The following is a 13147-nucleotide window of genomic DNA, read 5'->3' on the forward strand; positions in this document are numbered from 1 at the left end:
CTGGCCGCAGCACCCTGGGCCGACGGCCGCAGCACCGCCGGCCAGCAGGCCGCGCAGGTCAAGAACAACCAGCAGCTGCCCCCGGGCAGCGAGCAGCACCGCGAGCTGCAGGCCTTGGTGCTGCAGTCGCTTGAACAGCACCCGCTGTTCTTCTCCGCCACGCTGCCCAAGCGCGTGCTGCCGCCGCTGTTCAACCGCTACGCGGGCGCCAGCAACGCCTACGGCCGCCACGTCGACCAAGCGGTGCGCTACGTTCCCGGCGGCACGCAACGGGTGCGCACCGACATCTCCTGCACGCTGTTCCTCAGCGAAGTCACCGACTACGACGGCGGCGAACTCGTCATCGACACCACGTTCGGCGAGCAGCGCGTCAAGCTTGCAGCGGGCGACCTCGTCATCTACCCCGGCACCAGCGTGCACCGCGTCGAGCCCGTCACGCGCGGCGAGCGGCTGGCCAGCTTCTTCTGGATCGAGAGCATGGTGCGCGCCGACGAGCAGCGCCGACTGCTCTACGAGATGGACATGAGCCTGATGCATCTGCGCAGCGAACTGGGCGAAACGCCCCAACTCGTTCAGCTGACCGGCACGTATCACAACCTGCTGCGGATGTGGGCCGACACGTGAGCCAGGCGCCGGCCATCGAGGCCCTGCCGAACGGCCTCGCCAACCTCGCCGACTTCGAGGCAGCGGCCAAGGCGCGCGTCAGCGAATCCGCCTGGGCCTACCTCAATGGTGGCGCCGCCGACGAGCACACGCTGCGCGCCAACCGAGCCGCGTGGGACGCGATGAAGCTGCACCCGCGCGTGCTGCGCGACCTCTCCGGCGGCCACACGCGCGTGACGCTGCTCGGCCGCGAGCTGCTGCATCCCGTGCTGCTCGCACCCATCGCCTACCAGCGCCTCTTCCACGCCGATGGCGAGCGGGCCGTTGCCCACGCCGCTGCCGCGCAAGGCGCCGGCATCGTCCTCAGCGCCCAGGCCAGCGTGCCCATGGAAGACGTGGCCGCGCCCATGCTGGCCGACCCCACCGCCGGCCCGCCGTGGTTCCAGCTCTACTGGCGCGACGACCGCGAATTCATGCGCGCGCTGCTCAAGCGCATCGAAGCCGCCGGCTACCAGGCCCTGGTGCTGACCGTCGACGCCCCCGTGCACGGCGCCCGCGACCGCGAGCGCCGTGCTGGCTTCAAGTTGCCCGACGACATTCGCGCCGTCAACCTCGGCGGCCTCAAGAAGCCGCTCGACCTGCAGCCCGGCCAGAGCGCGCTTTTCGACGGCCTGATGCCACGCGCGGCGACGTGGCGTGAAGTCGACTGGCTGCGCGCCGAAAGCAAATTGCCGCTGCTGCTCAAGGGCGTCACGCACGCCGATGACGCGCGCGAAGCGCTGGCTCGCGGCGTGACTGGCCTCATCGTCTCCAACCACGGCGGCCGCACGCTGGACACCATCGCCGCCACCGCCGAGCTGCTGCCGCCCCTGCGCGCGGCGCTAGGCCCTGATGTGCCGCTGCTTGTCGACGGCGGCATCCGCCGTGGCACCGACGTGCTCAAGGCCATGGCCCTTGGCGCGAATGCCGTGCTGCTCGGCCGCCCCTACGTGCACGCGCTTGCGGCCAGCGGCGCCCTGGGCGTGGCCCACGCGCTGCGCCTGCTGCGCGACGAGCTGGAGATCGCCATGGCGCTCTGCGGCTGCAAGACCCTCGCCGACGCCGGCCCGGCACTGTTCTGGCACGGCAACACCCACCCAAGGACTCCATGATGAAACGCCTCCTCACCACCCTCGCCCTGACCGCCATCGCCAGCGCCGCCTTTGCCCACGGCAACGTCTCCTGCCCCGCCGTGCCCAAGGAAGAGAAGAAGCCGCAGATGGAACTGCAGAAGAAGCTCGAAGGCGAAGGCTGGAAGGTCCGCAAGGTCCAGAACTACAACGGCTGCTACGAGGTCTACGGCTTCGACGGCAGCGGCAAGAAGGCCGAGGCCTTCTACAACCCCAAGACCTTCGAGCGCGTCTACCCCGAAGGCGAGCAGCCCACCGTCGCCAAGTAAGAAGCCATGCGCATCCGCGTCTGGGACGTACTGGTGCGCGCCCTGCACTGGACGCTGGCCGCCGCCGTCGCCACCGCCTGGATCAGCGGCCACTGGCCGCCCAGCCACTTCGACGACTGGCACCACACCGCCGGCTACGTGGCCGGCGCTGCCGTCGCACTGCGACTGGCCTGGGGCTTCGTGGGCAGCCCTTACGCGCGCCTGAGCCAATTCGTGCGCGGCCCGCGCGCAGTGCTCGCCTATGCACGCGCGATGCGCGCCGGCCGCGAACCGCGCCACATCGGCCACAACCCGCTGGGCGGCTGGATGGTGCTGGCGCTGTGGTCAACAGTTGCCGCGCTGAGCTTGAGCGGTTGGCTCTACACGACCGACTGGCTGTGGGGTTACGAGTGGCTGTCGGACTTGCACGCGTGGCTGGCCTGGGGCGTCGCGACCCTCGTTGTCGGCCACCTCGCCGGCGTCGTCGTGACGAGCTGGCGGCACCGAGAAAACCTCGTGGCCGCGATGTTCAGCGGATGCAAGCGGGCAGCCGATGGCGACGACATTCGCTGACACATCGGCCCGCAGAACCCAGGACTGATGCGGCCTTGCGACAAGCAAGGCGAGAAAGGTCCGATTTCATGGGCCTGTGCGGGTCATCCCCTCTATGAAAGCCTTCTATTCCCCCAGGGAGCGCAGTACCATCGCCGCCGCAGGGTGCTAGCGAGTATTGAAGGCCTACTGGGCCTTCACCCACGCCCGGCACATCAACAACTTTTGATGGAGTGAATCGACATGGCAACTGCGAAGAAGGCCGCGCCCGCAAAGAAGGCGGCGGCACCGGCGAAGAAGGCGGCTGCACCGGCAGCAAAGAAGGCGGCAGCACCTGCAAAGGCGCCTGCAGCAAAGAAGGCAGCAGCGCCCGCAAAGGCACCTGCAGCGAAGAAGGCACCTGCAGCCAAAAAGGCCGCAGCACCCGCCAAGAAGCGCACGCCCAACGCCGCCTTCATGAAGGCCCTGACCCCCAGCGCCGCTCTCGCGGCCATCGTCGGCGCAGCACCCCTGCCGCGCACCGACGTGACCAAGAAGGTCTGGGAATACATCAAGAAGAACAAGCTGCAGGACGAGTTGTCCAAGCGCGTCATCAACGCCGACGCCAAGCTGAAGGAAATCTTCGGCAAGGCCAAGGCCGACATGTTCGAGATGACCAAGCTGATCAACAGCCACCTGAAGTGAAGCGGCGCCGCGCCTCGTGCGCGGCTTCGTCAACACAAGCCCGGCACTGCCGGGCTTTTTTTGTGCCTCGATGAAAGCGCCTCGTCCAAGGGGGCAGGCTCGTGGCGGCCTGGCGCCAGTCCGCAGTCAACGCAGCAAGGTGCGCAAACTGGCCTCCAGGCGAGGCACGTCGATGGGCTTGAGCCAGTAGTCGGCAAAGCCGGCTGCGCGCGCGGCGCGCACGACGTCGCCTGGGTTGTCGGCCGACAGCGCCACCCAGCGTGCATCGCCCAGCGCGGCCGACAGATCGGCATCGGCCGCGACATGGGCCCGCAATTGCAGGCCCGTCATGTCGGGCAGGTTCATGTCGATGAGCAGCAGGTCGGGCCGGCATTCCGCGAGTGCTGCAAGCGCCTCGGCGCCGGTCTCGGCGCAGCGCAGCTCCCAGCCCGGCAGCGTCCGGAACACCTCCTCCATCAGGATCAGGTGGATGCGGTCGTCTTCGACGTAAAGCACCAGCGGCGCGGCACGGTCGGGCATGGCGGAATCGGGGGACAGCTGCAGCGGTCGGCACGATAGCAGCAATGCCCGGAGGGCCGAAATGCCATGGTTTCGCAGGAGAGCGTGATATTTCGCACCCGGCACTCACCCTGTCTTCGGGGGGTCTTCAACGCTCGTAAACCCTGAATATCCCTAACACTTGGGATATGCGCCCTGTTTGGGGCGCGCTGTTTTGACAGGCCTCCTCCGATGTCTTTGATCGCCACCCTCGCTCTCGCCGTTTCCGCCGGCTCCACGCTGCCCGACTGCAGCTGGGACCGCCCAGGCGTCAACCCCTTCATGGGCGACGTGGTGGCGGCCGTGGACCGTTACCGGGACATCCCCGCCGCCACGCGCGAGAAGCTCAAGGCGCGCATGAAGGCGCGCAGCTACGACGACATCGCCCTCATCGAGCGCGACACGATCAAGGGCCAGGCCACCTACGCGCCGGAGATCAGCGACATGCATTTCGGCCCCGGGGCCATCTGCAAGACGGTCACACGCGCCAAGTGGACGGCCAAGACGCAGGAGCGCGGCCTCGTCTACTGCGAGGACGGCCAGTGCATCCTGGTGCCCACCGTCTGCCGCAACGTCAGCCGCATCCGCCGCCTGGAGACCAAGCCGGCCGCTGCGGCGCCGTCCAGCGCCGCCAACGTGGCCTCGTCGACCAACGAGGGGGAGAACGCCACCCCGCTGGAATTCGAAGCCCCCGCGGCCGGCCCGATGGCGGCTGCAGCGCCGGACAGCTTCTCCGGGCAGTCGGGTGGCGCGTCACTGGGCAGCAGCACGCCGGCCTCGGGCGGCGGCAGCATCGCGGCGCTGGGCAGCCCGGCACCGCAGTCGGCTGCGGGCGGTGGCAGCGGCCCGATCCTGGCAGGCATGGGCATGCCGTCCCTGCCGCCCGGCACGGTGCGACCGGCCGAATCTCCGGAGCTGCCCGGCGTCACGCCTGCCGTGCCCGAGCCGCAGACCTGGGCCATGATCGTCGCGGGCCTGCTGGTGATCGGCTATCGCTTCAACCGCAAGCGCTGATCAGCGCCTCAGCAGCGGCGCCAGGTAGCGCCCCGTGTGGCTGGCCTCGCAGGCCGCCACGTCTTCCGGCGTGCCGGCCACCAGTAGCTGGCCGCCGCCGGCGCCGCCCTCCGGGCCCATGTCGATGAGCCAGTCGGCCGTCTTGATGACGTCCAGGTTGTGCTCGATGACGACGATGGTATTGCCCGCGTCGCGCAGTTGGTGCAGCACCTTGAGCAGCAGCGCGATGTCGGCGAAGTGCAGGCCGGTGGTGGGCTCGTCCAGGATGTAGAGCGTGCGGCCGGTGTCGCGCTTGCTCAGCTCCAGCGCCAGCTTCACGCGCTGGGCCTCGCCGCCGGACAGCGTCGTTGCGCTCTGGCCCAGCTTCACATAGCCCAGGCCCACGTCGAGCAGCGTCTGCAGCTTGCGCGCCAATGCCGGCACGGCATTGAAGAGCGTGAACGCGTCCTCCACCGTCATGTTCAGCACGTCGGTGATGTTCTTGCCCTTGTAGAGCACCTCCAGCGTCTCGCGGTTGTAGCGCCGGCCGTGGCAGACGTCGCAAGGCACATACACATCCGGCAGGAAGTGCATCTCCACCTTCAGCACGCCGTCGCCCTGGCAGGCCTCGCAGCGGCCGCCGGCGACGTTGAAGCTGAAGCGCCCGGGGCCATAGCCGCGTTCGCGCGCCGTGTTCATCTCGGCGAACAGCTCGCGGATGGGCGTGAACAGGCCGGTGTACGTCGCTGGGTTGGAGCGCGGCGTGCGGCCGATGGGGCTCTGATCGACGTTGATGACCTTGTCAAAGGCGTCCAGGCCCTCGATCTCGTCGTAGGCGGCCGGGTCGGCGTGGCTGTTGTAGAGCTTCTTGGCGACGGCGGCGTAGAGCGTGTCGTTGACCAGCGTGCTCTTGCCCGAGCCGGACACGCCGGTCACGCAGGTCAGCACGCCGACCGGAATGTCGACCGTGACGCCCTTAAGGTTGTTGCCGCGCGCGTTGACGATGCGCAGCCGCTGGCCCTCGGTGACCTTGTGGCGCTGGCTGGGCACCTCGATGCGCGCGGCGCCGCTCAGGTAGCGGCCCGTCAGGGAGTTCGGGTCGGCCGCCACCTGGGCCGGCGTGCCCTGCGACATGATGTAGCCGCCATGCACGCCGGCACCGGGGCCGAGGTCCAGCACCCAGTCGGCGGCGCGAATGGCGTCTTCGTCGTGCTCCACCACCAGCACCGAATTGCCGAGGTCGCGCAGGCGGCGCAGCGTGGCGATGAGGCGGTCGTTGTCGCGCTGGTGCAGGCCGATGCTGGGCTCGTCGAGCACGTACATGACGCCGGTCAGCCCGGAGCCGATCTGCGAGGCCAGGCGGATGCGCTGGGACTCGCCGCCTGACAGCGTGTCGGCGCTGCGGTCCAGGCTGAGGTAGTTGAGCCCGACGTCGTTCAGGAAGCGCAGCCGTGACGCGATCTCGCGGATGACCTTGTCGCCGATGTCGGCCTTGTTGCCCTTGAGCTTGAGCGTTTCGAAGTAATCCAGGCATTCGCGCAGCGTCGAATGCTCGACCTCGAAGATCGGCCGCCCGCGCACGCCGGGCGGCGCGTCCGCCGGCTGCAGCACCACGTTGCGGGCCTCGCGGCGCAGGCGCGAGCCCTCGCAGGTAACGCAGGGCTTGGCCGCCATGTAGCGGGCCAGGTCCTCGCGCACGGCGGCCGAGTCGGTCTCCTTGAAGCGGCGCTGCAGGTTGGGCAGGATGCCCTCGAAGGGATGCTGGCGCTTGACGCTGCGCTTCTTGCCAGCGGCCGTCTCGGCCTGGTAGACGAAGCTGATGTCCTCGTCACCGGAGCCGCGCAGCAGCACCTCTTGCGCAGCCGGTGGCAGGCTCTCCCAGGGCGCATCGACGTCGAACTTGTAGTGCGCCGCGACCGATTCCAGCAGCGAGAAGGTGTACGGGTTGCGGCGGTCCCAGCCCTTGACGGCGCCGCTGGCGAGCGACAGCGTGGGGAAGGCAACGACGCGGTCCGCGTCGAACACCGTCACCTGGCCCAGGCCCTCGCAGCTCGGGCAGGCGCCCACCGGCGAGTTGAAGGAGAACAGGCGCGGCTCCAGCTCGGGCAGCGAGTAGGAGCAGACCGGGCAGGCGAACTTGCTGGAAAAGAGCGTCGTGTGCTCGGACTCCATGTTCATCACCAGCGCGCGGCCCTCGGCCAGGCGCAGCGCGGCCTCGAAGCTCTCGGCCAGGCGCTGGCGCAGCTGGTCGTGGGAATCGGCACGCAGCTTGACGCGGTCGATGACAACGTCGATGTCGTGCTTCTCGGTCTTCTTCAGCGCCGGGATCTCCGGCGCCTCCACCGTCGCGCCGTCGACGCGAAAGCGCACATAGCCCTGGGCCTGCAGGTCCTGAAAGAGCTCGACGAACTCGCCCTTGCGGTCGCGCACGGCCGGTGCCAGCAGCATCAACTTGCTCTCGTCGGGCATGGCCAGCACCGCGTCCACCATCTGGCTGACGGATTGGGCTTCCAGCGGCAAGTCGTGGTCGGGGCAGAAAGGGGTGCCGGCGCGGGCGTAAAGCAGCCGCAGGTAGTCGTGGATCTCGGTGACGGTGCCCACCGTGGAGCGCGGGTTGTGCGAGGTCGCCTTCTGCTCGATGGAGATCGCGGGCGACAGGCCTTCGATGATGTCCACATCGGGCTTGTCCATCAGCTGCAGGAACTGCCGCGCGTAGCTGGACAGGCTCTCGACGTAGCGCCGCTGGCCCTCGGCATAGAGCGTGTCGAAGGCGAGCGACGACTTGCCCGAACCCGACAGGCCGGTGATGACGACGAGCGCGTGGCGCGGCAGGTCGACGTCGATGTTCTTCAGGTTATGGGTGCGGGCGCCGCGAACGCGGATGAATTTCGACTCAGGGAGCGACATGGGAGTTTTCACAATCGAACCGGCCATGATAGGTCGTGACAATCGCGGCCGTCCAAGACGACAGGGAGAGAACATGTCCATGCGCCTCGCGGCAGCCGCCGTCGCCATGACCATCCTGCTGCTGACGGCTCCAACAGCGCCAGCACAGACGGCCCCGGCCACGCCGCCGTCCGTCCAGGACTTCTTCAAGCGCCCGCAGGTTCGCCGACCCAAGCTGAGCCCGAGTGGCCGTTACCTCGCCATCCAGTCGGCAGGCAAGGATGACCGCATGTGGCTGGCGGTCATCGACCTGCAGACCATGGCGCCGGCCAAGATCATTGCCGCCTTCAACGACGCCGACATTGCCGACCATCAGTGGGTCACCGAGGACCGGCTGGTGTTGCAGGTGTCGGACAACCCCGATGGCAGCACCAACGTGTGGGCCGAAGGCCTGTGGGCGGTGGACCGCGACGGCACGAACTTCCGTCAGTTGATCAACACCGACAAGCACTTCGTCACCAACAGCACCGGCATGATGAGCGACCGCCGGCTGGAGCTGATCTGGACCTTGCACCACGTGCCGGCGGACGGCAGCAACGACGTGATCGTGGGCCGCCGCCGGTGGTCGACCGACCCTGAATCGACCGGCTACCAACTCGCCCGGCTCGACACCCGCACCGGGCGAACTACCAGCCTCAGCAAGAACCTGCCTGACCACGCCAATCACTGGGTGCTCGACTGGCAGGGTGAACCGCGCCTCCTCCAAACTTTCCATCAAGGCCGAAGCCGCTGGTTCCGGCGTAGCGCGACGGGCCAATGGGAGCCCTGGTTCGAAGACGACGGCTATGCACCGACGCGGCCTGAACCCGAGTGGATCGGGCCCGACGGCGAGATGCTCGGCGAAGCCCCCTACCAAGGCTCCACCGCGCTGTTCCGGCTCGATCCCAAGACCGGTGACCGCGAGAAGGAGCCCCTGTTCAGCGCGCCGGGGTATGCCTACCAAGGCCGGGTGCTGTTCGACCCCGAAGCGCGCCGCCTGCTCGGCATCCGCTACGAGACCGACGCGCACGGCACGGCGTGGCTGGACGCCACGATGAAGGCCATGCAGGCCGACATCGACGCCCGGCTGCCTGGCAGCGTGAACCTGCTCGACTGCCAGCGCTGCCTGAATGCGACCAACATCGTCGTCACGACGGTCTCCGACCAACGGCCGGCGGAGTACTACCTGTACAAGCCAGCCGACAAGACGCTGCAGCGGCTGGCTGCCGCACCGGCGGCCCTGAAGCCCTCGCTGATGGGCCAGCGCGACTACCACCGCATCAAGGCGCGCGACGGCCTGGAGATGCCTGTGCTGGTCACCCAGCCAGCCGGCGGCGTGAAGGGCAAAGCACCCGTCGTGGTGCTCGTGCACGGCGGGCCTTATGTGCGCGGCACGCACTGGCGCTGGGAGCCGATGGCCCAGTTCCTCGCCAGCCGAGGTTACCTGGTGCTGGAGCCCGAATTCCGCGGCAGCACCGGCTACGGCTGGCAGCTCTTTCGCGCCGGCTGGAAGCAGTGGGGCCTGGCCATGCAGGACGACCTGGCCGACACGCTGGCCTGGGCCGTCAGGCAGGGCTGGGCCGACCCGCAGCGCGCCTGCATCATGGGGGCCAGCTACGGTGGCTACGCGGCCCTGATGGGCGCCGTCACGCAGGGGGACCTGTTCAAGTGCGCCGTCAACTGGGTCGGTGTCACCGATATCGGCCTGCTGAGCAGCATCCACTGGAGCGACGCTTCCGAAGAATGGAAGCGCTACGGCATGACGCGCCTGGTGGCCGACCCCGATACCGACACCGAGCAGATGAAGAAGACCTCGCCGCTGCTGCGCGCCCAGGAGATCCGCATGCCGCTGCTGATGGCCTACGGCGGCGAGGACCGGCGCGTGCCGCTCAAGCACGGCACCGACATGAAGGCCGCGCTGCGTGCCGACCAGGCGCTGGAATGGGTGGTCTACCCCGAAGAAGGCCATGGCTGGTTCAACCAGAAGACCAACGAAGACTTCTGGGGCCGCGTCGAACGCTTCCTGGCCCGTCACATCGGCAACACCAACCCGCGTCCGAACTGACGGTTCATCGCGGCCGCCTGCAGCTCGCGGCCTGCCTCTGACGACTCGTCGCAGCGCCCTGGCGACGGGCCGGTCCGGTGACGAAACTCCTTCCATCGACACAGCAATCCCGCTGTGAAAACCCCGAAGGAAGCACCATGAAGACCACCGTTCTGATCCAGACCGCCGCTGTCGCCGCCTTTGCCTTCACCGCCTTCGCCGCCAGCGCCGCGCCCCAGGAAGTGCAGAAGCTGCCCCGCGTCGTCATCACCGGCAAGGCCGTGCAACAGGTCACCCAGCTGCCGCGCGTCGTCGTCACCGGTTATGCCGTACGCGAAGTCGCCCAGGTCGAGCAACTGCCCCGCGTGACCATCACCGGTCGCCGCGCCTGAGCCGCCTGACGATGCCTTTGACCGCGAATCCACGAGCCGAGTCGCCGGCGCAGCAGGCCGGTCGCCTGAACTGCGCCGTCGAGTCGGCTTGTCTCTCGCAGCGAAAGCCAATTCTCTGAAAGACAATCGGGCCTCTTCATCGGAGCCCGCTTGTGAAAGAAGAGCTGCGCAAACGACGATCCTGGCTGGATGGCTTCATGGCTTATCCGGCCCCGGCAGGCCTGAGCGAAAACCAGCTTCGCGACAACATCATCCTGCTGGACCAGGCCCTCTACACGCTGTGGAACCTGGGGGATAACCTCATCTTCGGCTGGACACCCGAGGCGAACGGCTTGCGTGCCATCGTCGCGCCTCACCCCATGCTGACCGAGTTCGCCCTGGGCGACGGCAACTTGGCTGCGGCCGAGTTGACGCGGCGCGCGCGCCTGTTGGACAAGCTGCTGTCCAACCAGGAGCACCTGGACGCCGATGGCTTCGACGAAGTCAGCGCCGCCCTCGGCGTGACGCCGCGCTTCATCGAGCTGCCCTTCGCCCCCGAGAAGGGCCTGGGCCTGCCGCTGATCGCCGCTGTCGCCGCGCGCTACGGCGTGCGCCTCGTGGAAGACCGCGCCGTCATCCTGTTCGACGCCGTCGGCTTTTCGCTGCTGACGCCGCTGCAGCAGGTCGTGCAGCTCAACAGCCTGTCCTGCTCGGTCAACGCGGCCTACGCCAAGTTGCTGGCCCAGGAAATCAACATCAACTTCGCCCGCACTACCACGGGCGACGGCTTCTACATCTGGAACCGCATGCGCGGGGTCGAGGCCAATGTGGAGCTGTATCAGCTGATGCAGTTCATCCTGGCCGACAACGCGCTGGCCCAGGAGCGCGCCACGCGGGCGGAGTCCGTGCCGCGCCTGCGCGCCTGCTTCCACGTCGGCTCGCACTACGAGTTCTACCAGTCCGAGGGCCTGAATCCGACCTCGTTCAGCTACTTGGTGGGCCAAGTCACCATCGAGCTGGCGCGCATGGTGGAGAACGCCCAGCCGGGGCAGATCCTCGTCGGCAAGTTCAACACGCTGATGCACGACGAAGCCACCGGTGGCGACGTGCGCATCGACAGCCTGGACTTCGTCGAGCGCACGCGCGCGCCGCTGCGCAGCCTGAACGGCCTGCGGCTGGCCGGCTCCGAGGTCGACGAGATCGCCTGCTACCTGACCGGCCGGCGCGACGCCGCAGGCCTGTGGGGCATCAGCGAATACCAGATTGCCGACAAGCACGGCCTGATCCACCGCGTCTACAACGCCAAGATCAACATCCACCGCCGCAACGGCGAGCCCATCTACCTTGGGCTGCGCGAGGAAGACCTGCCCCCGGACGCGCCGCGCACCGTGGCCGACACCGACTTTCATCCGTTGCCCACCTGAGCCGGCGGCCGTGGGCGCGCGCCGCACAGGACCCCCTCGTTAGGATGACCGGGCAGTGACCGAGTCTCCCGTCCCCCTTGCCTTCGCCGCAGCGCCTGACGCCCCTAGCGCGGTTGGCCAGCGCCGGCTGCTGACGCTGCTCTTCGTCGACCTGAGCGGCTCCACCGCCATGGCCGAGTGGATGGAGGCCGAGCACTACTCGGCCATGCTGACGGGGCTGCGCGGGTTGTACGAGCGCATCGTGCCCCACCACGGCGGCGTCATCGCGCGCATCCAGGGCGACGGCATGCTGGCCGTCTTCGGCCACCCCGACGTGCGCGAGGACGACGGCCGCCGCGCCACCGAGGCTGCGCTGGAGCTGCACGCCGCCGTGCGCGGCATCATGCCGCCCGGCCCCCGCCCAGCCGAGTTCTGCGGCCTCACGCTGCACAGCGGCGTGCATGCCGGCATCGTCCTGGTCAACGAGGGCGACCAGATGCGTGGCCGCTTCGAGCTGTTGGGCAATGCGCCCAACATCGCCGCACGCCTGTCGGAGGCGGCCAAGGCCGACGAGATCATCGCCAGCGAGGAGAGCCTGGGCCTGCAGAGCCAGTTCTTCGAGACCGGCCCGCGCTTCACGCTGCAACTGCGTGGCCGCGCCACGCCGCTGGCGGCCTACCGCGTGCTCGGCCGCGCGGCCGTGGGCCGCCGCTTCGAGGCCAGCGTGCGCCGCGGTCTGGCGCCCTTCGTTGGCCGCGAGGCCGAGCTGGCGGCGCTGGACGCGGCGCTCGTGCGCGCGCTGGGCGGGCGCACGCTGTGGCTCGGCCTGCGCGCTGGCGCCGGCGTTGGCAAGACGCGGCTGACCGAGGAGTTCCTGCGCCACGCGGGCGACCAGGCCGGTCAGATCTGCCGCCTCCACCGCGGTTACTGCGAGAGCTACCTCAGCGCCGAGCCGCTGCAGCCCTTCTTGCAGATGCTGCGCAGCATGGACGGCATGACCGACGCGCCGTCCGAGCTGGCCGCCGCCCAGCACAGCGCACCCGGCCAGCGCGCCGACGCCCTGCTCGCCTTGTTGCTGGCGCTGGCGCGGCACGAGACCCAGCTCGTCTTCATCGACGACCTGCAGTGGGCCGACGACGCCTCCCTGCGCCTGCTGCACCGCTTGCGCACCATCGCCGCGGCGCAGAGCCTGCCGCTGCTGCTGCTGACGGCCAGCCGGCCCGAGCCCGCCCTGCCCGGCGCTCGTGACGACGGCGCCCAGATCATCGAGCTGCCGCCGCTGACCGAGCGCGAATCGGCCCGCGCGGTGCAGCAGCTCGCGCCCCAGGTCGACCCCTTCCTCGCCGCCGAGGTGCTGCGCCACGCCGGCGGCAACCCGCTCTTCATCGAGGAGCTCTGCCACGCGGCGGCCGATGCCGGCAACAGCTTCGTCCAGGGCCAGAGCAACTCGGCCTGGCTGGCCGCCCTGGTCGAGTCCCGCGTCGGCCGGCTACCGCCCGAGCAGGCCAGGCTCGTGCGCCTGGCCGCCGTCATCGGCAACGTCATCCCGGCCTGGCTGCTGGAGGCCCTGTCCGGCTTCGGCGAGCAGCACCCCGCCGTGCGCGCGCTGGCGGCGCAG

The 13147-nt window shown here is 68.9% G+C and carries 12 protein-coding genes; 10 read left to right on the forward strand and 2 right to left on the reverse strand.

Going from position 1 to position 13147, the window contains the following annotated elements; all coding sequences use genetic code 11:
- The 5 genes from ABIS05_RS09765 to ABIS05_RS09785 all read left to right on the forward strand — a co-directional run.
- The coding region (locus tag ABIS05_RS09765) for a Fe2+-dependent dioxygenase (protein ID WP_348012506.1) at positions 1 to 624 on the forward strand (624 nt) is incomplete at its 5' end.
- Complete coding sequence (locus ABIS05_RS09770) at positions 609 to 1754, forward strand: alpha-hydroxy acid oxidase (RefSeq protein ID WP_348012507.1); 1146 nt, start codon at positions 609 to 611, stop codon at positions 1752 to 1754. The genes ABIS05_RS09765 and ABIS05_RS09770, both read left to right, overlap by 16 nt.
- Positions 1754 to 2041 carry a PepSY domain-containing protein gene (locus ABIS05_RS09775; RefSeq protein WP_348012508.1) on the forward strand — a complete coding sequence of 96 codons (288 nt, stop codon included), beginning with the start codon at positions 1754 to 1756 and terminating at the stop codon, positions 2039 to 2041. Before ABIS05_RS09770 ends, ABIS05_RS09775 begins: the two co-directional genes overlap by 1 nt.
- 6 nt (positions 2042 to 2047) lie before the next feature.
- A complete protein-coding gene (locus ABIS05_RS09780) occupies positions 2048 to 2593 on the forward strand; it encodes a cytochrome b/b6 domain-containing protein (protein WP_348012509.1) in 546 nt (181 codons plus the stop codon).
- Between the two features lie 222 nt (positions 2594 to 2815).
- On the forward strand, positions 2816 to 3256 hold the full coding sequence (locus ABIS05_RS09785) for an SWIB/MDM2 domain-containing protein (protein ID WP_348012510.1): 441 nt from the start codon (positions 2816 to 2818) through the stop codon (positions 3254 to 3256).
- Positions 3257 to 3382: 126 nt separating this feature from the next.
- On the opposite strand, the gene ABIS05_RS09790 is transcribed toward ABIS05_RS09785, so the two are convergent.
- The gene (locus tag ABIS05_RS09790) at positions 3383 to 3775 is read right to left on the reverse strand and encodes a response regulator (protein WP_348012511.1); all 393 of its coding nucleotides are present in this window, start codon (positions 3773 to 3775) and stop codon (positions 3383 to 3385) included.
- 210 nt (positions 3776 to 3985) lie between these two features.
- Between ABIS05_RS09790 and ABIS05_RS09795 the strand changes: the two genes are divergently transcribed.
- Positions 3986 to 4807, forward strand: a complete 822-nt coding sequence (locus ABIS05_RS09795; RefSeq protein ID WP_348012512.1) for an MHFG family PEP-CTERM protein — start codon at positions 3986 to 3988, stop codon at positions 4805 to 4807.
- Here ABIS05_RS09795 and uvrA read toward each other — a convergent pair whose 3' ends face one another.
- Positions 4808 to 7693, reverse strand: coding sequence for an excinuclease ABC subunit UvrA (gene uvrA / locus ABIS05_RS09800; protein WP_348012513.1), 2886 nt, complete (start codon positions 7691 to 7693; stop codon positions 4808 to 4810).
- A 73-nt stretch (positions 7694 to 7766) separates the two neighbouring features.
- Here uvrA and ABIS05_RS09805 point away from each other — a divergent pair, with 73 nt between their 5' ends.
- The 4 genes from ABIS05_RS09805 to ABIS05_RS09820 all read left to right on the forward strand — a co-directional run.
- Positions 7767 to 9776, forward strand: coding sequence for an alpha/beta fold hydrolase (locus ABIS05_RS09805; RefSeq protein ID WP_348012514.1), 2010 nt, complete (start codon positions 7767 to 7769; stop codon positions 9774 to 9776).
- 137 nt (positions 9777 to 9913) lie between these two features.
- Complete coding sequence (locus ABIS05_RS09810; RefSeq protein WP_348012515.1) at positions 9914 to 10147, forward strand: hypothetical protein; 234 nt, start codon at positions 9914 to 9916, stop codon at positions 10145 to 10147.
- 152 nt (positions 10148 to 10299) lie between these two features.
- Positions 10300 to 11550: a hypothetical protein gene (locus tag ABIS05_RS09815; RefSeq protein WP_348063244.1), complete on the forward strand. Its 1251-nt coding sequence runs from the start codon at positions 10300 to 10302 to the stop codon at positions 11548 to 11550.
- 55 nt (positions 11551 to 11605) lie between these two features.
- On the forward strand, positions 11606 to 13147 hold a 1542-nt coding region (locus ABIS05_RS09820), incomplete at its 3' end, for an AAA family ATPase (protein ID WP_348012517.1).

Source organism: Roseateles sp. (assembly GCF_039929605.1).
Classification (GTDB): Bacteria; Pseudomonadota; Gammaproteobacteria; order Burkholderiales; family Burkholderiaceae_C; genus Pelomonas.

Excerpts from the sequence above, each read along its gene's own strand:
- ABIS05_RS09805 (WP_348012514.1), top strand. The coding sequence starts at position 7,767 with ATGTCCATGCGCCTCGCGGCAGCCGCCGTCGCCATGACCATCCTGCTG.
- ABIS05_RS09790 (WP_348012511.1), bottom strand. The coding sequence starts at position 3,775 with ATGCCCGACCGTGCCGCGCCGCTGGTGCTTTACGTCGAAGACGACCGC.
- ABIS05_RS09810 (WP_348012515.1), top strand. The coding sequence starts at position 9,914 with ATGAAGACCACCGTTCTGATCCAGACCGCCGCTGTCGCCGCCTTTGCC.
- ABIS05_RS09795 (WP_348012512.1), top strand. The coding sequence starts at position 3,986 with ATGTCTTTGATCGCCACCCTCGCTCTCGCCGTTTCCGCCGGCTCCACG.
- uvrA (WP_348012513.1), bottom strand. The coding sequence starts at position 7,693 with ATGTCGCTCCCTGAGTCGAAATTCATCCGCGTTCGCGGCGCCCGCACC.
- ABIS05_RS09785 (WP_348012510.1), top strand. The coding sequence starts at position 2,816 with ATGGCAACTGCGAAGAAGGCCGCGCCCGCAAAGAAGGCGGCGGCACCG.
- ABIS05_RS09780 (WP_348012509.1), top strand. The coding sequence starts at position 2,048 with ATGCGCATCCGCGTCTGGGACGTACTGGTGCGCGCCCTGCACTGGACG.
- ABIS05_RS09775 (WP_348012508.1), top strand. The coding sequence starts at position 1,754 with ATGAAACGCCTCCTCACCACCCTCGCCCTGACCGCCATCGCCAGCGCC.